General features: G+C 60.5%; 18 protein-coding genes. 7 read left to right on the top strand and 11 right to left on the bottom strand.

The window, feature by feature from the left end; genetic code table 11:
- Positions 1-47: 47 nt before the first annotated feature.
- Positions 48-587: a gamma carbonic anhydrase family protein gene (locus ACB040_RS16425; RefSeq protein ID WP_371155614.1), complete on the top strand. Its 540-nt coding sequence runs from the start codon at positions 48-50 to the stop codon at positions 585-587.
- Between the two features lie 88 nt (positions 588-675).
- On the opposite strand, the gene polA is transcribed toward ACB040_RS16425, so the two are convergent.
- The gene (gene polA, locus ACB040_RS16420) at positions 676-3,441 is read right to left on the bottom strand and encodes a DNA polymerase I (RefSeq protein WP_371155612.1); all 2,766 of its coding nucleotides are present in this window, start codon (positions 3,439-3,441) and stop codon (positions 676-678) included.
- Between the two features lie 400 nt (positions 3,442-3,841).
- Between polA and elbB the strand changes: the two genes are divergently transcribed.
- On the top strand, positions 3,842-4,492 hold the full coding sequence (gene elbB, locus ACB040_RS16415; protein ID WP_005339556.1) for an isoprenoid biosynthesis glyoxalase ElbB: 651 nt from the start codon (positions 3,842-3,844) through the stop codon (positions 4,490-4,492).
- Positions 4,493-4,564: 72 nt separating this feature from the next.
- Here the strand turns inward: elbB and ACB040_RS16410 are convergent, their stop codons facing one another.
- From ACB040_RS16410 to ACB040_RS16395, 4 genes are all read right to left on the bottom strand, one after another.
- The gene (locus tag ACB040_RS16410) at positions 4,565-4,774 is read right to left on the bottom strand and encodes a cell division protein ZapB (RefSeq protein WP_005339554.1); all 210 of its coding nucleotides are present in this window, start codon (positions 4,772-4,774) and stop codon (positions 4,565-4,567) included.
- A 246-nt stretch (positions 4,775-5,020) separates the two neighbouring features.
- Positions 5,021-6,301 (bottom strand): hypothetical protein, encoded by a 1,281-nt coding sequence (locus ACB040_RS16405; RefSeq protein WP_371155609.1) that lies wholly within the window; start codon positions 6,299-6,301, stop codon positions 5,021-5,023.
- Positions 6,302-6,321: 20 nt separating this feature from the next.
- Complete coding sequence (gene cysE, locus ACB040_RS16400) at positions 6,322-7,101, bottom strand: serine O-acetyltransferase (RefSeq protein WP_005339552.1); 780 nt, start codon at positions 7,099-7,101, stop codon at positions 6,322-6,324.
- An 8-nt stretch (positions 7,102-7,109) separates the two neighbouring features.
- Complete coding sequence (locus tag ACB040_RS16395) at positions 7,110-8,021, bottom strand: cation diffusion facilitator family transporter (protein WP_005339551.1); 912 nt, start codon at positions 8,019-8,021, stop codon at positions 7,110-7,112.
- Positions 8,022-8,106: 85 nt separating this feature from the next.
- On the opposite strand from ACB040_RS16395, the gene ACB040_RS16390 reads away from it, so the two are divergent.
- From ACB040_RS16390 to trmL, 3 genes are all read left to right on the top strand, one after another.
- Positions 8,107-8,802 carry a response regulator gene (locus ACB040_RS16390; protein ID WP_371155606.1) on the top strand — a complete coding sequence of 232 codons (696 nt, stop codon included), beginning with the start codon at positions 8,107-8,109 and terminating at the stop codon, positions 8,800-8,802.
- Positions 8,784-10,154, top strand: coding sequence for an ATP-binding protein (locus tag ACB040_RS16385; RefSeq protein ID WP_245099239.1), 1,371 nt, complete (start codon positions 8,784-8,786; stop codon positions 10,152-10,154). Before ACB040_RS16390 ends, ACB040_RS16385 begins: the two co-directional genes overlap by 19 nt.
- Positions 10,155-10,228: 74 nt before the next feature.
- Positions 10,229-10,693: a tRNA (uridine(34)/cytosine(34)/5-carboxymethylaminomethyluridine(34)-2'-O)-methyltransferase TrmL gene (gene trmL / locus ACB040_RS16380; RefSeq protein ID WP_005339545.1), complete on the top strand. Its 465-nt coding sequence runs from the start codon at positions 10,229-10,231 to the stop codon at positions 10,691-10,693.
- Between the two features lie 13 nt (positions 10,694-10,706).
- On the opposite strand, the gene dinF is transcribed toward trmL, so the two are convergent.
- The 4 genes from dinF to lexA form a co-directional block, all read right to left on the bottom strand.
- Positions 10,707-12,068 (bottom strand): MATE family efflux transporter DinF, encoded by a 1,362-nt coding sequence (gene dinF, locus ACB040_RS16375; RefSeq protein ID WP_371155603.1) that lies wholly within the window; start codon positions 12,066-12,068, stop codon positions 10,707-10,709.
- 2 nt (positions 12,069-12,070) lie between these two features.
- Positions 12,071-12,697, bottom strand: coding sequence for an SCO family protein (locus ACB040_RS16370; RefSeq protein WP_279460172.1), 627 nt, complete (start codon positions 12,695-12,697; stop codon positions 12,071-12,073).
- 210 nt (positions 12,698-12,907) lie between these two features.
- Entirely contained in the window at positions 12,908-13,123 is a 216-nt protein-coding gene (locus ACB040_RS16365; RefSeq protein ID WP_019446524.1) for a hypothetical protein, read from the bottom strand.
- 484 nt (positions 13,124-13,607) lie between these two features.
- A complete protein-coding gene (gene lexA, locus ACB040_RS16360; RefSeq protein ID WP_005339540.1) occupies positions 13,608-14,231 on the bottom strand; it encodes a transcriptional repressor LexA in 624 nt (207 codons plus the stop codon).
- A 204-nt stretch (positions 14,232-14,435) separates the two neighbouring features.
- On the opposite strand from lexA, the gene plsB reads away from it, so the two are divergent.
- Positions 14,436-16,859 carry a glycerol-3-phosphate 1-O-acyltransferase PlsB gene (gene plsB / locus ACB040_RS16355; RefSeq protein WP_371155600.1) on the top strand — a complete coding sequence of 808 codons (2,424 nt, stop codon included), beginning with the start codon at positions 14,436-14,438 and terminating at the stop codon, positions 16,857-16,859.
- A gap of 68 nt (positions 16,860-16,927) precedes the next feature.
- Here plsB and ubiA read toward each other — a convergent pair whose 3' ends face one another.
- Positions 16,928-17,797, bottom strand: coding sequence for a 4-hydroxybenzoate octaprenyltransferase (ubiA, locus tag ACB040_RS16350; protein WP_005339536.1), 870 nt, complete (start codon positions 17,795-17,797; stop codon positions 16,928-16,930).
- Positions 17,794-18,330, bottom strand: coding sequence for a chorismate lyase (locus ACB040_RS16345; RefSeq protein ID WP_236382746.1), 537 nt, complete (start codon positions 18,328-18,330; stop codon positions 17,794-17,796). The genes ubiA and ACB040_RS16345 overlap by 4 nt, the downstream gene beginning before the upstream one ends.
- 145 nt (positions 18,331-18,475) lie before the next feature.
- On the opposite strand from ACB040_RS16345, the gene ACB040_RS16340 reads away from it, so the two are divergent.
- Positions 18,476-18,910 (top strand): flagellar basal body-associated protein FliL, encoded by a 435-nt coding sequence (locus tag ACB040_RS16340; RefSeq protein ID WP_040069400.1) that lies wholly within the window; start codon positions 18,476-18,478, stop codon positions 18,908-18,910.
- Positions 18,911-18,973 lie beyond the last annotated feature (63 nt).

Raw genomic sequence — 18,973 nt, 5'->3', positions numbered from 1 at the left:
GAAACCGGTTCAGGATTGCTAGAATGGCCGGAAACAAGGAGGCCAAGATGGACTTGCGACTGAGACCCTATAGGGGAACACGCCCGCAACTGGGCAAACGGGTGTATGTAGATCCCTGCGCGACACTGGTGGGCGATATCGAGCTGGCCGATGATGCCAGCATCTGGCCCATGGTGGCGGCACGGGGAGATGTGAACCATATCCACATCGGCGCCCGCAGCAATATTCAGGATGGCACTGTGCTGCACCTGACTCGCAAGAGTGCTGGCAATCCTGACGGCTATCCGCTGCTGATCGGTGAAGATGTCACTGTGGGTCACAAGGCGATGTTGCACGGCTGCACCATCGGCAACCGGGTGCTGGTCGGCATGGGTGCCATTCTGCTTGATGGCGTCGTGGTTGAAGATGATGTGATGATCGGCGCAGGTTCGCTGGTGCCACCGGGCAAGCGACTCGAATCGGGCTTTCTATATATAGGTAATCCCGTCAAACAGGCTCGCCCACTCAAACCCGCCGAGATCGCCTTCCTCAAGACCTCGGCCGACAACTATGTCCTGCTTAAGGATGAGTATCTGCAAGAGACCTGATAGGGCTGGTAGAAACAGGAAGCCCGGCATGATGCCGGGCTTCGCTTCTTGTATAGCTATATAGCCGTGCAGAACGGCTGACCGGAAATCAGTGGGCCTGATCCCAGTTGTCACCGGTACCCGCTTCAACCAGCAGCGGCACATGCAGTTCGGCTGCGGCCGACATCTTCTCCTTGATGATGGCGGTGTACTCCTCCAGCTTCTCTTCGCGGATCTCGAACACCAGTTCATCGTGTACCTGCATCAGCATGCGGATCGACTCATCCTCGATTCCGCGGATCCAGCTGTCCACGTTGATCATGGCGCGCTTGATGATATCGGCGGCCGTCCCCTGCATCGGGGCGTTGATGGCGGCCCGTTCGGCAGCCTTGCGCAGACCGGCGTTGCGGGACTTGATATCCGGCAAATAGAGGCGACGACCAAACAGGGTCTCGACATACCCCTGGGCTTCCGCCTGCTGACGGGTGCGCTCCATATACTCCAGCACGCCCGGGTAGCGTTCGAAGTAGAGATCCATGTACTTCTGCGCTTCGGCACGACCGATCCCCAGCTGCTTGGCCAGACCGAAGGCACTCATGCCGTAGATAAGGCCGAAGTTGATCGCCTTGGCGCTGCGGCGCATGTCGGTGGTGACCGCATCGAGTGCCACGCCGAATACCTCGGCGGCGGTCGCCTTGTGGATGTCCTTGCCCTCGGCAAAAGCGGTCAGCAACCCCTTGTCACCGGAGAGGTGCGCCATGATGCGCAGCTCGATCTGGGAGTAGTCCGCCGCCACCAGCTTGTAACCGGCGCTCGGAATAAAGGCCTGCCGAATGCGGCGCCCCTGCTCGTTGCGCACCGGGATGTTCTGCAGGTTGGGATCAGATGATGACAAACGGCCCGTAGCCGCTACCGCCTGATGATAGGAGGTGTGTACCCGCCCGGTCCGGGGCTTGATCATCAGCGGCAACTTGTCGGTGTAGGTGGACTTGAGCTTGGCCAGCCCACGATGCTCCATCAGCAGTTGCGGCAGCTCGTAGGTCTCCGCCAGCTCGGCCAGCACCTCTTCTGCGGTGGATGGTGCACCCTTCGGAGTCTTTTTGATGATCGGCAGGCCCAGCTTGGTGAAGAGGATCTCCCCCAGTTGCTTGGGCGAGGAGAGGTTGAACTCCTGCCCGGCCAGCTCGTGAGCCTGCTTCTCCAGCTCCGCCAACCGCAGCTCGATCTCCTGGCTCTGCTGGTGCAGCAGCTTGGGATCGATGGTGGTGCCGAGCAACTCCATCCGCGCCAGCACTGGCAGCAGGGGCAATTCGATCTCGCTGAATACCTTGGCGAGGCCCGGTTCGGCAGAGAGCTTGCCCCACAGCGCCTGATGCAGACGCAGGGTGATATCGGCATCTTCCGCCGCATAAGGGGCCGCCTGCTCCAGCTCGATCTGGTTGAAGGTGAGCTGTTTCACCCCTTTGCCCGCGATATCTTCAAACGAGGTAGTCTCGACCCCGAGGTAACGCTTGGCCAGCGAATCCATGTCGTGGCGGCTGGCGGTGGAGTTGAGCACGTAGGACTCGAGCATGGTGTCGTAGGCAATGCCCTGCAGGTCGATGTCATGGTTAAGCAGCACGTTGCGATCGTACTTGAGGTTCTGTCCCACCTTGAGACGGGTCGGATCTTCCAGCAGCGGTTTGAGCTTGCCCAACACCACGGCCTCGCTCAGCTGTACCGGCGCCCCCAGATAGTCATGGCCAAACGGCACATAAGCAGCCTTGCCCGGCTCAACCGCGAAGGAGACGCCGACGATCCGCGCTTCCATATAGTCGAGACTGGTGGTTTCGGTATCGAAGGCAAACAACGGTGCCGCTTTCAGCTGTTCCAGCCAGCCGTCAAACTCGGCTTCGTCCAGAATGCAGCGGTAGTCGGTTTCGATGGCGGCAACCGGAGCGGCGCTCTCATCGCCAGCCTCGTCTTGTCCGGCGCTCTCGCTGCCCTCTTCACCACCGGATTCCAGCTCTTTGATCAGGTTGCGCAGCTCGTATTCGCGATAGACCGCCAGCAGGGACTCCTTGTCGACCGGTTTGAGCAACAGCTCTTCCAGACTCTGTTCCAGCTCGACATCGGTCTTGATGGTCGCCAGTCGATAGGAGAGACGAACCTGCTCCTCCTGCTCGCGGAACTTGTCGGCGAACGCCTTGGAGCCACGGAAGCCGAGGGCAGCTACCTTGTCGAGGTTGGCGGCAATCTCGTCGATGCTGCCAATCCCCTGCAGCAGAGCCAGTGCGGTCTTCTCGCCGACACCGGTCATACCGGGAATGTTGTCGACCTTGTCACCCATCAGGGCCAGATAGTCGATGATGAGCTCGGGCGGTACGCCAAACTTCTCGATCACCCCTTCCCGATCGGTCTTCACATCTTTCATGGTGTCGATCAGGGTGACATGGTCGGAGACCAGCTGCGCCATATCCTTGTCACCGGTGCTGATCAGTACCGGCAGCTGCTTCTCGGTCGCCTGGCGGGCCAGGGTGCCGATCACATCGTCTGCCTCCACCCCTTCCACCATCAGGAAGGGGAAGCCCATCGCCTTGATCATCTGGTGGATAGGGGCAACCTGGCTGCGCAGATCGTCCGGCATGCTGGCACGGGTCGCCTTGTACTCGGGATAGATGTCGTCGCGGAAGGTCTTGCCCTTGGCATCAAACACCACGGCCACATGACAGTCAGGATATTGCTTGCGCAGGCTGCGCATCATGTTGGCCATGACACGGACGGCGCCGCTCGGCAAACCGGTCGATGTGCGCAGATCAGCCTGCTGGGAGGCGAAGAAGGCGCGGTAAAGATAAGAGGAGCCGTCGACCAGAATAAGGGGGTTGCTAGGGGCCATGAAATCGTCCTGCCAGAGATAAACAGCCGCTAGGATGCCACAGGGCCCCCCTCACACCAAGGGGCGCAGCAACAGCACACAGCGCCTGATAAAGGGACTCAGTCTGTGGATAACTCTGTGTTCAAAAATGGGACGCATCAGAGCGCGCAGTGATAAAACTGTGCATAAGAATATAAAAATCCATTAAAAACAATACATTGATATCGTAAAAACCGATCGTGAGACAGTTAGAATGATCTCGATCAATGTGGAAAAAGATTTAAGGGAGTAGGTACGGCAGGATCCAAAACGAAACAATCCTAGCACAGCAAGATGACTTGACCAGCGGAGGGCGAGCGATAACCATACAAAAGTACAACAATCCATCCTGGCTCACATTTTCAACAACGAGGAGTTTGCCATGAAAAAAGTGGCCGTGATTTTGAGTGGCTGCGGTGTCTTTGACGGGGCCGAAATCCACGAGGCCGTCATCAGCCTGCTGGCGTTGGCCCGTCAGGGAGCCGCCGTTCAGTGCTTCGCCCCGAACGTGGCGCAGCTCCATGTCATCAACCACCTGACCGGTGAGGTGAGCGAGGGAGAGAGCCGCAATGTGCTGGTCGAAGCGGCCCGCATCTGCCGTGGCCAGATAAAGGATGTGGCCGAGCTGGATGCGGCCGATTACGACGCGCTGCTGGTGCCCGGCGGCTTTGGCGCGGCCAAAAACCTGTGCGACTTCGCTATCAAAGGAGCCGAATGCCAGATCCAGCCCGATGTGCTGAAAGCGTGCCAGAGCTTTGCCAAAGCCAACAAACCGGCCGCCTATATCTGCATCGCACCCGCCATGATCCCGCTGATCTATGGTGCCGGGACGCTGGCGACCATCGGCCATGACGAAGGCACCGCCAACGCCATCGAGGCGATGGGTGGCAGCCATCTCAACTGCCCGGTCAACGAATTCGTGGTGGATCAGGAGCGCAAGGTGATCTCCACCCCCGCCTACATGCTGGCCAACAACATAGTCGAAGCGGCGGACGGCATCGAGAAGACGGTCAAGCAACTGCTGGCGCTATAATCCTCACCCTGCCAAAAACAGACGGGCCGCTCATGGAGCGGCCCGTTTTCAATTCTGCCTGAAGGCAATGAATTAGATGGTTTCGCCCATCTGATCCATTTTACCCAGCAGGGCACGCAGACGCTCCTGCCATGCAGTGTGCTCGTTGCGCAGCTGATGGTTCTCGTCTTGCAGCTTGCTGTTCTGCTCTTTCAGCTCGTCCAGCTCCATCTTCAGCAGAGAGATGTTGTCGACGGCGGATTGTACTTTGGATTCGAGTTGCTCAAGGACTTCTAGTGACATATGCATACCTGTTTGTTCAATTGCGATGCCCCACAGAGGGCGATTCAAGCGCGTGAAGCCAGCATACCCCGAGCGCATCGGCACAAACAAGCCAGTGCGCTGTAAAATGCGCCTTCCATAGATGTATTGTCTAAATATGCGTCTATTTTTCTCGCATCCTGCGCCCGAGCCGCGACAACACACTGAACCGTGCGTAAAAGACCCCGCAGCCCGCGCATCATTTGCACCCTCCTGACGGCGCCGCCGTTATCCATGCAAGGCGATATAAGCCCCCAGCAACAGACAGGCGACCACATACATCAGCAGGCCGTAGAGCAGGTTCCAGCGCAGGATCAGCCCGGCACTGAGGTTGTAACGGGAGGCCAGCGCCAGATTGGATCCGGAGAGCGGACTGGTGCCAGTAGCAAGCCCCCATCCCAGCAGGAAACACATGCCGAGCAGGCTGGGATCCGGCGCCAGCGGCCAGAGTAGCGGCGCCAGCCCGGAGATACTGATGAGCGGATGCACCCCGACGATGGCCACCAGCAGGATCAGCAGCAGAGTGAGGGATGCTTCGAGCCAGCCAAAGTGATTGAACAGCGGCAGGCCGTGACCGGAGCCGAAATCGATGACCGACAACGCACTGTTGATGCCTGCCGCCAGCAAACCGGCCCCCAGAAACAGCACCAGCTGACCGCCGATGGCGGGAAAGCGCTCCACCACCTGCCGCTTGAGGGCCGCCTTGCGCCCGGTCCTCGGCATAAAGAGCAGCGCCAGCAGCGGGGCCACCAGCGCGATCACCGCCAGAATGCCGAGCTGGGGCCAGATCTGCTTGATGAGCAGTACCAGCAGCGCCAGCGTGACCGGCAACCCCAGTGTCTGCAACCGCAGCGGATAACCGGCAAAGTCGGCCACCCCGCTCCGCTCCACCTGCCAGGCGGTCAGCCCCATCGCCAGCAAGGCGGCGATGATCCCGAACGGCAAAATATGGGAGAGTTGCAAACCCGGCGCATAGGTCAGTGCTACCGCCATGGCGACAAAGAAGGGTGACCAGAAGGCAGCGGCACAGAAGATCCGGCTCAGTACCATCACCTGACGCCGCTCCAGGGTGCCATTACGCTCCAGTCGATCGCCGATGATAAAGAGCACCGAGAGGTTGATGACAGCCCCCAGCAGATTGAGGCTGGCCATGGTGCTCCACAGCCCCTTGCGCCCGGTCCAGGAGGTGGTGCCGGTCAAGAGACCCGAGGTGGCAAGGTTGAGGGTGCTCACCGCGGCAAACATGGTGAGCATATTGATGTTGGGCAGCAGCCAGTCACTGGCGCTGAGGGTCGCGCCCTGCCACCAGGAGAAGAAGAGCAGCAACAGCGCCGCACCATACAAGGCCAGCGCCTGCCGCTTGGCGGCCCCCACCAGCCAGGGCCAGGTGAGCAGTGACGCCCCCCAGGCCGCCATGGCCGCTGGCCAGGGGGAGAGTCCCAGATAGAGATGGAGCAGGTTGAGCAGCCACATCCCCAAAATCAGATAACCCGACCAACGTTTGGCCATCGACTACTCCGGCCGGGAGATCAGAGACACTGATCCATATCCAGTGAAGGCTTGTCGCACTCCGGACGGCCGACGATCTTGGCGGGTACGCCAGCGACCGTGGTATGAGGCGGCACCGGGTTGATCACCACGCTGCCCGCGCCAATTTTGGCGCCCACACCCACTTCAATATTGCCGAGCACCTTGGCGCCCGCTCCTATCATCACCCCTTCGCGGATCTTGGGATGGCGATCGCCACTCTCCTTGCCGGTACCGCCGAGGGTCACGCTCTGCAGGATGGAGACATCATCTTCAATCACCGCCGTCTCGCCCACCACTATGCCAGTGGCGTGGTCGAACATAATCCCCTTGCCGATACGGGCGGCCGGGTGCACATCCACCCCGAACACCACCGAGATCTGGTTTTGCAGATAAAGGGCCAGCGAGCGGCGCCCCTGACGCCACAGCCAGTTGGCGACCCGATACCCCTGCAGGGCATGGAACCCCTTGAGATAGAGCAGCGGGGTGGAGAAGAGGTCGACCGCCGGATCCCGCTCCTGCACGGCGCAGATGTCGGCCGCCACTACCGTCAGCAGCTCGGGCTCGCTGCGCAGGGCCAGCTCGATCACCTCGCGCAGGGCGATGGCGGGCATGGTGGCGCTGTCGAGTTTGTTGGCCAGCTGGAAGCTCAGCGCCGAACGCAGATTCTTGTGATTGAGAATGGTGGAGTGGAAGAAGCTGGCCAGCATCGGCTCCTGGGCCGCCATGCACTCCGCTTCTTGCTGAATTTTGTGCCAGGTTTTGGCAACCAGTTCATCCATGTTGCAGCCTACTGTTGTTCTGGGTGAGGGCTCTGTTGTTCTTTTGTCAGCACCGAGATGGGGTCCATGTGGATGATGACATCCATCCGCTCGAATGCCTGGCGTACCGCCAGTTCGGCTTCATCGGCGATCTGATGGGCCTTGACCAGGGGGATCTGATCATCCAGTTCAAGATGCAACTGTACGAATCGGGTCGGCCCGGATTGACGGGTGCGCAGGTCATGTACGCCGTGTACACCTTCTACGGCACAGCAGAGCGCCATTATTCTCGCTTGTTCTTCCGCTGGCAACTGACGATCGAGCAGGGCCTGCACCGACTCGTAGCCGATGTGTCCCGCCCCCCACAACAGGAACAGTCCGATCAGGATGGCAAACAGGCCGTCGGCCCAGTACCACCCCTGCCCCGCCAGCACCAGCGCCAGCAAGACACCGGCATTGAGCAGCAGATCGGAACGGTAGTGCAGCATATCGGCCTTGATGGCCACGCTGTTGGTCTTGCGAATGACAAAGCTCTGGAAGCTGACCAGCAGCAGGGTCAGCACGATGGAGCCGCCACTGACCCAGAGACCCGCCTCCAGCCGCAGAATAGGCGCCTGATTGAGCAGGGATGAAATTCCGTGCATCACCAGCAGCAGAGCAGAGCCGGAGATAAAGGCCGACTGGATGAGGCCCGCCAGCGACTCCGCCTTGCCGTGACCGAAGCGGTGCTCGTCATCGGCAGGGGCCAGCGCATAGCGAATGGCCAGCAGGTTGATGATGGAGGCACTCACATCCATGAAGGAGTCGGTCAGCGATGCCAGCAGGGTCGACGAGTCGGTCATCAGCCAGGCGATCAGTTTGCCGATGATCAGCAAGGTAGCGGTGGTGACCGCCGCTATGCTGGCAAAGGTCACCCAACGGGAATATTGTTGATGGCTCAAAACCGGCTTTCCTCTGGCGATGAAAAACTTATTATACCCTGACCCCGGCGTCAGTTTGGCGCGAAAATCTGCGGAATAACACCAGATGAACAGAATACTCCTGGTCGACGACGATCTTGAATTGACCCAACTGCTCACCGAAATTCTGACCCTGGAGGGATTTCAGGTCACGGTCGCCGAGGATGGTGAAGAGGGGCTGCAACGGCTGGCGGAGCAGAGCTTCGATCTGGTGTTGCTGGATGTAATGATGCCCAAGCTCAACGGCTTTGCCATGCTGACCAAGCTGCGCAAGACCCACGACACCCCGGTGCTGATGCTGACCGCCCGCGGTGACAGCCAGGATCGGGTCAACGGTCTGGAAGCGGGTGCCGACGACTATCTGGCCAAGCCATTCGATGACAGGGAGCTGCTGGCCCGGGTACGCGCCATCCTGCGCCGTACCCAGAGCGCCCCGCCCCAGCGCGGCAACTACTCCGACGAAGTGCACTTCATGGATATCGTGCTGCAACCCGGCCTGCAGCAGGCCCGCTGCGGCGAACAGCTGCTGGAGTTAACCGCCACCGAGTTTGGCCTGCTGGAGTGCCTGCTGCGCAATCCCGGCCAGATCGTCAGCAAGAGCCACCTCTCCGAGCAGGTGCTGGGCAAGAAGCTGGAACCCTTCGATCGCGCCATCGACATGCACCTGAGCAACCTGCGCAAGAAGCTGCCGGACCGCACCGATGGCCAGCCCCGCTTCAAAACCGTACGGGGGCGCGGGTACCTGTGGCTAGAGCAAGAATAGAGCGCATCAACTCCCTCAACGGGATCTCGACCCACATCTTCCTCTGGTTCTGGTTCATGCTGCTGGTGATGCTGGCCGCCGTGATCAGCCTGCCGACCCTGGATCCCCGCAACCAGATCCCGCTGCCGACCCACGAAGTCGCGCGGATGCAGAACAACGTGCAGGCCCTGCTCAACGCCGCCGAGCCAGAGCAGGATTTCGATCTGGCCAAGGCGATGGACAAGATCGCCATGCTGCCGGTGGACAACGTCTACCTGCGCGACGAGAAGGGGCAGATCCAGTCCACCACCCATCCGCGCAAGTTCGTGGTGCGCTTTATGGTGGATGCTGACGACCCGGCCAATCCCATGCTGGGCAACGAGGATCGCAAGGCGATCGCCGGCCCCTTCCTGATGGAGCACCACGGCCATCGCTATCACGTCTATTTTGGCCTCAATGCCGAGAATCCCTACCTGTTCCTGTTTATTCAGGTGCTGGATCACCCGATCCGCATTCTGGGCATCTCGATGCTGGTCAGCACCCCGCTCTGCCTGCTGCTCGCCTGGCGGCTGACCCGCCCCATCCTGCAGTTGCAGAAGTCGGTCTCCCAACTGGCGGCCGGCAATCTGGAGGTACAGATCCCCAACCTGGGACGGGGCGACGAGATCGGCCAGCTGGCGGATAACGTCAGCCGCATGGTAGAGACGCTCAAGAGCATGATCCAGAAGCAGAAACAGCTGCTTTCCGATATCTCCCACGAGCTGCGCAGTCCTCTCACCCGGATGCAACTGGCGCAGGCGCTGATCCGCCGCAAGCAGGGTGACAGCGCCGAGCTGGCGCGGATCGAATCGGAGATCGGACGGCTGGACAAGCTCATCGGCGATCTGCTGGATCTGTCGCGGGTGCAGCAGCATGTGGAGGCACCGGTGGTGCACCCGCTGGCCGACCTGCTGGAGCCTATCCTCGAAGATGCCATGTTCGAAGCGAATCAGAGCGGCAAGCAGCTCAGACTGCCGCCGCTGCCCGCAGAGTCGATCCAGATGTGGCCCGAGCTGCTGGCCCGGGCCGTGGAAAACCCCCTGCGCAACGCCCTCAAATATGCCCGCGAGTTCATCAAGGTGGACTGGTATCGGGAGGGGCAGGAGTGGGTGATGACCATTCGGGATGACGGCCCCGGCGTGCCTGACGAGCAACAGGCGCTGCTGTTCCAGCCCTTCTTCCGGGTCGATGATGCCCGCAACGCCAAGACTGGCGGCACCGGGCTGGGGCTGGCCATCGCCTCGGAGGCGATCCAGCGCCACGGCGGCACCATTGCGGCCAGCAACAATCACCCCACCGGGCTGACCATCACCATCCGCTTGCCCATCGCCTGATCCTTTTCATCCGGACGGGCGCTGGGTATGCTGGCGCCCCTTCTTGGCTTTACATCTCTTTGCAGGAGCTCGTCATGCTCGATATCGTCCTCTACCAGCCGGAAATTCCGCCCAACACCGGCAATATCATCCGGCTCTGCGCCAATACCGGTTACCGGCTCCACCTGATCGAGCCGCTGGGATTTGAGTGGGATGACAAGCGGGTAAAGCGGGCGGGACTCGACTATCACGAGTTTGCCGAGGTGAAGCGCTGGCCGAGCTATGAGGCTTTTCTGGCCGCCGTGGCGCCCAAGCGGGTGTTTGCCTGCACCACCAAGGGGCGCACCGCGCACTCGGCAGCACAATATGCCCTTGGCGACGCCCTGCTGTTTGGCCCGGAGAGTCGCGGCCTGCCCATCGAGATCATCGAGAGTCTGCCATTCGAGCAGCGGCTACGCATCCCTATGGTGCCCCAGAGCCGCAGCATGAACCTCTCCAACGCGGTATCTGTATTTGTCTACGAGAGCTGGCGCCAGCTCGGCTACGACGGTGCCATGTAAGCGCCACCGATGATCAGTGGCGGGCGTCGAGCAGATGCCCGCTGCGCTCCAGCCGCCAGCAAGTGACCCCCAGCGACAGACCGCGCCCCACCATCAGCGCCGCCATCGCCGCCCATAACGCGGCCACGCCCCACGCCTGACAGAGCCACCAGATCGGGAAGAAGCCGCCAAACGCGGCCAGCAACATGCTGTTGCGCATCTCCCGTGCCCGGGTCGCCCCGATGAATACACCATCCAGCAGGAAACACCAGACCGCCAGCAAGGGCATGGCGATCAGCCAGGGAAGCTGACGATTTGCCTCCGCCACCACGGCCGGAATGTCGGTGATATAGCCGATAAGGTGGGCACCAAAGAGGGCAAACACCAGGGTAAAACCACTGGCGATGAGGACGGCCCAGCCTAGATTGAGCACGATGGCCTCCTGCAGTTTCTGCCGATCCCGCTGACCGATGGCTCGTCCTACCATGGCCTCCACCGCATAGGCAAAACCATCGAGCCCGTAGGAGATGAGCATCAGGAAGTTGAGCAGCACCGCATTGGCGGCCACCGCCACATCCCCCAGCCGTGCCCCTTGCAGAGTCATGAAGGCGAAGCAGAGCTGCAAACAGAGGGAGCGCAGGAAGATATCGCGGTTGAGGCCGAGCAGCCGCACCATGGGCGCAAGCTGCCGCCAGCGCTGCCAGCCATCCTGCCACACCGTCGGCGCCAGTTGCCCCAGCTGACGGCGTACCAGCCAGATACCGACTGCCAGTGCGCAGTAGTCCGCCATGACCGAGGCCGCCGCCACACCCCGCACCTGCCAGCCGAGCCCCAGCACAAACAAGGCATCGAGCGCCATATTGACCAGATTGGTGAGGATCAACATCACCATGGGACTGCGGGCATCCTGCATCCCCAGCAGCCAGCCCATGATCACCAGATTGCAGAGCGCCGCCGGGGCGCTCCAGATCCGTACCGCCACATATTGGCCCGCATAAAGCTGCACCTCGGGCGAGCCGCCACTCAGGGCGATCAGTCGTGGCAACAGGGGGAAGAGCAACAACAGCAGCGCCAGACCGAGAGCAATGGCCAGCCCCAGCGCCCGCAGCAGGGTATCGAGCTGGGCACGACCATCAGCTGCGCCGTGCGCCTGCGCCGTCAGGCCGGTGGTCGACATCCGCAAAAAGCCGAGCAGCCAGAAGATGAGGTTGATCAGGGTCGCGCCGACCGAAACGCCCCCCAGAAACCAGGCCTGACCGAGATGACCGATCACCCAGGTGTCCACCAGCCCCAACAAGGGGGTGGTGATATTGGAGAAAACCATGGGCAGGGCGAGCGCAAAAACAGCGCGGTGGCGAGAGGGATCTCGCCACCAGGGGGCAACAGCTGGGGTCACGCTCAGTAACCTGCCAACTTCAGGATGCGGGCGAAGTCAGAGAGCATGGTGGCCATCTGCACCCGTGGCACCTGACCCGGCGCCACTTGCGGACGGAATACCGCCTGCAGCTTGCCCTTGGGATTGATGAGCACGATAGAGGCGGAGTGATCGATCAGGTAATCCTTCTCCCCCTGATTGGCGATGGAGTAGATCAGCCCCAGATTGCGCACGAACGGGAACAGCTTGTCGTGGGGGGCAGTGGCCGCCTTGAATTCGGGATTGAAGAAGGCGGTATAGGTCTTGAGGCGTGGAATGTCGTCACGCTGGGGATCCGCCGAGATAAACACTACCTGACTGTCGGGCGCCATCTTCTTCAGCTGGTCATAGACGGAACGCATATCTGCCAGGGTGGTGGGGCAGATATCGGGGCAGAAGGTGTAGCCGACAAACAGGAAGGTCCAGTGCCCCTTCAAGTTGGCAGGAGTGAACGGCTGGTTGTCCGCATCGGTAAAGGCGAAATCATTGATGTCCCGCCCCGCCGGATAGTAGTCAGCCTGTTCCGGCTGCTCTGGCTGCGTGGCGTAGAACACCAGGATCAGGCAGGCTGTCAGCAGCAGAAAGAGCAGGGGATAGCGGAGCTTCATCATAACAAGAGACCCTTTCAGTTCGAGGCAGATGGCCAGCAGTGACCGGACAAGAGGGGGGCATTGTACCCCAGCGAGCCGCCAAGGTGGTTCAACCTTGTGCAACGCCCTGTCAGGAGTCGACCATTTGGCATAATTAATCGCCAATCTCAACCATAAAAAAACCGGCCCCCTCGGGTGCCGGTTATGGGTGGATTTTTTTGTCTCTTCTGCTCAGGGGCGAGCGTTACGCCCCTGCTGCAACATCTTGCCGATGGCCCGCACGCCGATGGGAATCACGGGGGCCAGCCAGCCCTCTTCCCCCTGGCGATCACCGTGACCACGCTTGAACAGCAGCACCAGACGCACCACCTTCTCTTTCGGGCATCCCAGCCAGAGCGTCCAGTGCGAACCACGATGGTGCAGCCAGAGACCGTAAAACCAGGTCATCCGGCTACCTTTGACGAAACGGGTGATTGACGATTCCGCTGGCGCAGCCCCAGCCTCTGAATCCCATGGCGATCTTGATGCCATACCAGTCCTCCTTGACCGACAGGTCATGTTGCTTCGTCGGCCTGAACTGGGAACAGGCCCGTCACGACTATCTGCAACCATTACGAGTGGTCCCCTTTGCCTGACAAGGCTCGGGATCTCCCCACTCTCCCTTCATATCCCGTGAAGGTGTACTGCCCGATTCTCGTTGTTACCGGCCCTCCCGTCCCGGCGCATTGCGATGGTCAGAGGGAGGCGCCAAGGCCTGTCTCGGCGACAGGGCACTGATCTGAGCATATATCTGAAATGGATGATTGGTAGCCGGTCGCGCAGGACAAAAATGCCGCCGCCGATGATCTGTTTGATATGACAGGGAAAGTGCGCCAGAAACAGCACGGCCTCCCGAAGGAGGCCGTGTGGCAAACGCAGTTGGCGGGGATGATTACATCCAGTCAGCGTTGCGGATCACCCCGACAGCCAGTCCTTCGATGGTGAGCTGCTGGCAAGAGAGATCCACCTCGATGGGGGAGAGCTCTTCATTCTCTGGCAGCAGCCATACCTGACTGCCCTTGCGCTGGAAGCGCTTGACGGTGACATCCTCATCGAGACGGGCGACCACTACCTGACCGTTGCGCACTTCCTGGGTCTTGTGCACCGCCAGCAGATCGCCATCCAGAATGCCGATGTTCTTCATGCTCATCCCCTGCACCCGCAGCAGAAAATCTGCGCGCGGATGGAACAGGGCGGGATCAACCTGATAGTGGCTCTCGATATGCTCCTGAGCCAGGATGGGTTCACCGGCGGCAACCTTGCCGATGAGCGGCAAGCCGCTCTCTTCCAGCACCTCTTCCTCTTCGAGCAACAGGCGAATGCCGCGGGACGTGCCCGGCATGATCTCGATGACCCCTTTTTTGGCCAGGGCCTTCAGATGTTCTTCGGCCGCATTGGCCGACTTGAAACCAAGCTTCTGGGCGATCTCGGCACGAGTCGGCGGCATACCGGTCTCGCTCATGTTCACCTTGATCAGCTCCAGCACTTCGGCCTGGCGGGGGGTAAGGGGTTTCATAGAATTGGCACCTGTCTTTTTATACAGCACACTGGCAGTATATACAGTGCAGTGGCCAAGGCAAGGCGCAGCTGACATTTGTCGCGACCAACCCCTCATTTACTGCTGTTTTGATCCTGCGCAGCTGACTCATCGTACCTCTCGGCGACAAGGGGCTGTCGATTTGCTATGCTCACGCCGCATTTTTTTGGAGAGCAGACGCACATGTCCCTAGGACAGAAGATTTCCAGAGCCATCTTGCAATGGCCGGTCAGCGGCTTGGTCAATCACAAGAGCCTGCCGGAAAATCCCATCACAGAACTCAATCTGGATCCGGCCAGACCCATCGTCTATGCCCTGAAAACCAGTTCGATCACCGACCTGATGACCCTGCAGCAGTGCTGCGAGGATCTCGGTCTGCCCGGCCCCTTCACGCCGCTGGAACTGAACGGCCAGCTGCTGCCGCGCTATGTCTGTCTGGATCGTCCGCCTCCCCTGTTTGGCAAACGCAGCAAACCGCTCCCCTTCCTGCAGGAGTTCCACCAGCTGCTGGATCTGCACAAGCAGGATCCCGAGCTGGATATCCAGGTAGTGCCCGTCACCCTGTTCTGGGGCCGCGCTCCGGGTCGGGAAGGGGAAGAAGCCTCCGGCCTCAACATCATCAGTAGCCTGGCGCCGAACCGGCTGAAGAAGGCACTCATCGTGATCCTCAAGGGTCGCGAAAATCTGGTGCGCTTCTCGCCGCCGCTCTCCCTGCGCTACATGGCGGACAAGCACGGCACTGACGAGGCCATCGCCCACAAGCTGGCACGAGTGGCCCGTACCCACTTCAGCCGCCAGCAGCTGGCTGCCACCGGCCCGAAACTGCCGAACCGCAACCTGCTGTTCAAGCAGCTGCTCGACTCCGCGGTGATCCAGCAGGCGATTGAAGAGGAGGCCCAGCGCGAAGGGATCAGCCTCGAGAAGGCGCAAAAGCGTGCCCATGGCTACATGGACGAGATCGCCTCCAACTTCTCCTACCGGCTGATCCGCCTGGGCGAGAGCTTCCTCGGCTGGCTGTGGAACAAGCTCTACCGCGGTTTGTCGGTCAATGGCGCCGAGAAGGTGCGCCAACTGGCGCAGGAAGGGCACGAGATCGTCTACGTTCCCTGCCACCGCAGCCACATGGACTACCTGCTGCTCTCCTACGTCATCTACCACCAGGGGATGGTGCCGCCCCATATCGCGGCAGGCATCAACCTCAACTTCTGGCCGGCGGGCCCGATTTTCCGCCACGGCGGCGCCTTCTTCATTCGCCGCACCTTCAAGGGCAACCCGCTCTACAGCACGGTATTCCGGGAATACCTCAACCTGCTGTTTGCCAAGGGTTACTCGGTGGAGTTCTTCACCGAAGGCGGTCGCTCCCGTACCGGTCGCCTGCTGCCGCCCAAGACCGGCATGCTGGCGATGACCCTGCAGGCGATGATGCGCGGGCTGGACAGGCCGGTCACTCTGGTGCCGGTCTATCTGGGTTACGAGCACGTGATGGAGGTGAACACCTACCACAACGAGCTCAAGGGGAGTCGCAAGGAGAAAGAGAGCCTCCTGCAGGTGCTCGGCATCCTGCGCAAGCTGCGCAACTACGGCCGTGGTTTCGTCAACTTCGGCGAGCCGCTGACCCTCAACAGCTACCTGAGCGAACATATCCCCGACTGGAAAAAGCACATCGGGGAAGAGGAGCGTCCGGAATGGATGGCGGGCACCGTCAACAATCTGGCCGAACTGCTGATGACCCGCATCAACGGCGCGGCCGCGGTCAACGGCCTGACCCTGAGCGCGCTGGCGCTGCTGGCCGCCGAGCGCCACGCCCTGACCCGCGACGAGTTGCAGGCCCAGCTCAACACCTATCTGGATCTGCTCAAGGCGGTGCCCTACAGCCCGCAGAGCACCATTCCGGATGAGGATGCCAAGACCCTGCTGGATCAGGCGATGGAGCTCAACAAGTTCGAGGTCAGCGAGGACAAGCTGGGGCAGATCATCAGTCTCGACCGCTATCAGGCGATCCTGCTGACCTACTACCGCAACAACATCCTCCACCTGTTTGCCATGCCCTCTCTGGTGGCGGCGCTGATCGAACGGTGCGAGGGGATCTCCCGCAGCGAGATCATGGCCCGCTGCATCGACATCTATCCGCTGCTCAAGACCGAGCTGTTCCTGCGTTATGAAGAGGATGAGTTGCCGGCGCTGGTCGACAGCCTGCTCGATGCCCTGCAGGCCCAGCAACTGATCGAGACCCGCGATGACGGCTACTGGGTCAATCCGGCCAACCAGATGCGCCTGCTGCTGCTGGCGGAGAGCATTCAGGAGACCCTGCAACGCTACGCCATCGTGCTGACCCGGGTGCTGGCCCAGCCTCATATCGAAGCAGAGCAACTGGAAGCGGACGGCCTGATGATGGCAGAGCGCCTCGGCACCCTGCACGGCATCAACGCCCCCGAGTTCTTCGACCAGAAGCTGTTCAGCACCCTGATCCACACCTTGCGCAAAGAGGGTTACCTCTCTCCCGAGTGCAAGCCGGATCTCGGCCGCTTCCAGGCGCTGGCCGACAACATAGTACCGCTGCTGAGCAACAAGATCCGCCGCACCATTCAGGCGGGCAATCAGCTCTAATCTGCAACGCAAACAAAGAAGGCCGCATGATGCGGCCTTCTTTTTATCCAGTTTTACTCGGGGCGCAATCACGCCAGCAGGTAGTCAAGCACCAGACCGGCAAACACCAGCGCCCCCACATAGTTGTTGTTGAGAAACGCCTGGAAGCAGGCTTCCCGCTGCCGCTCGCGAATGAGCCGCTGCTGATAGACAAACAGCACCGCCGCCCCCAGCAATCCCCAGTAATACCAGCCCCCCAGCGTCATCAGCTGCCCGACCGCCAACAGCAGCAGCAAAGTCGAGAGTTGCAATGCGCCGATGATCCGTTTGTCGTAACGACCAAACAGGATGGCGCTGGATTTGAGGCCGATCTTGAGGTCGTCATCCCGATCCACCATGGCGTACTGGGTGTCGTAAGCCACGGTCCAGAGCAGGTTGGCGAAGAAGAGCAGCCAAGCCACCAGCGGCAGGGCATCCGCCTGCGCCGCATAGGCCATCGGGATCGACCAGGAGAAGGCCATCCCGAGCACCAGCTGGGGATTGGAGATAAAGCGCTTCATGAAGGGGTAGCTCACTGCCAGCAGCAGGGCGACAAACGACAGACCGATGGTGAGCGGATTCATGGTCAGCACCAGACCAAACGAAATAAGCGCCAGCACGAAGAAGAGCGCCAGCACCTCCCACGGCTTGACTCTGCCCGTGGGCAAGGGGCGACCAGCGGTGCGTTTGACATGACCGTCGAAGTTGCGATCCGCATAGTCGTTGATGACGCACCCTGCCGAGCGCATCAGAAAGACGCCGACCACAAACACGGTCAGCACCCAGAGATTGGGCAGGCCACCAGCGGCCAGCCAGAGCGCCCACAGGGTTGGCCACAGCAGCAGCAGAGTGCCTATGGGTTTGTCGACGCGGGCCAACTGCATATAGGCAAGTCCCCGCTCCTTGGTTAACAGATTCACTCCAGCTCCTTGTCACAGACGAGAGAGGGCAGAAACAGCTCGTGCACCAGCAGTGGCCACTGCCCCAGAAACAGACGGGAACGACGCCCCCAGACAGTGGCGGCCGGACAACGGGGATTGGCGGCAATATCGAAACGGGCCAGTTGCAGGTGATCGCGACGGGCAGGCTCGTGGCCAAATACCCGCTCACCCAGTGGCTGCTCGCCAAGCTCGGCAATGCCGCTCTCTTGCAGTGCGTCATCGGCAAACAGGGTCCAGCCCAGCACGGCGGGCCCACGATCCCCATGCAGGATCACCTCGCGGCAGGTACCGGCCGGCGAGGCCGAATCCACCAGCCACTGTTCATCGGCAGTAAGGGCGACCGGGTGATTGCCCAGCCACTCCACCGAAAAGTGGCGATTGTGCTGACGCAGCCGCCGGGTCATGGAGCCGGGCTCCAGCAGCCAGGGGCGCAAGCTGGCGGGCAATTCGCAACATTCGGGGGCCAGCCACCCGCTTAACTGCGTGAGGGGAACAGTCAACTCGGACTTCACAGCTTCACCATCCAGAGATTTCCGTGTTCAGGTTAAAATCCGGTTTATTATCCGTAAATCAATAGCGAAATGTAAGAACATCCGTGCTTGACGGCCCCGATGGCAACATCAAAAATGGGTTATCTCTTGCTGATGAGCCATCTATATGAAGATATTCAAAATTCTGCTGGTGTTGTTACTGAGCTGTGGCGCCCTGCAGCAGCAAGCTCTGGCTGAAGATGAGCCGCCCGCCGAGGGCACAGAGGGGGCTGCCAAGCCCGGTTTCTCCTACCATGCACTCGATCCCGACATCATCACCAACTACCTGAGTGATAGCAAAACCCTCGGTTATATCCGGGTCACAGTAGAGCTGATGGCGGAAAACGAAGCCGATCTCAAGCTGCTGGAGCAGCATGACCCGCTGATCCGCGATGCCATCATCCGCCTGATTGGCAGCAAAAATGCCGATCAAGTGAAGTCCCTGACCAACCGAGAAGAGCTGCGCAAGGAGTGCGAGACAACCGTCAACGAACTGCTGGTGAAAGAGACCGGCAAGAAAGCGGTACGCGAGCTTATCTTCACCAAGTTCCTCTACCAGTAATCCCTCTCGAAACAATCGCTTATTGGCATATCGGCCAATAAGCGAGCTTTGTCGGTTTATTCG

This window comes from Aeromonas sp. S11(2024) (genome assembly GCF_041402345.1).
Lineage (GTDB): Bacteria > Pseudomonadota > Gammaproteobacteria > Enterobacterales > Aeromonadaceae > Aeromonas > Aeromonas veronii.
The sequence above is the reverse complement of the archived record's forward strand: the minus strand, read 5'-3'. Positions and strand labels throughout refer to the sequence as shown.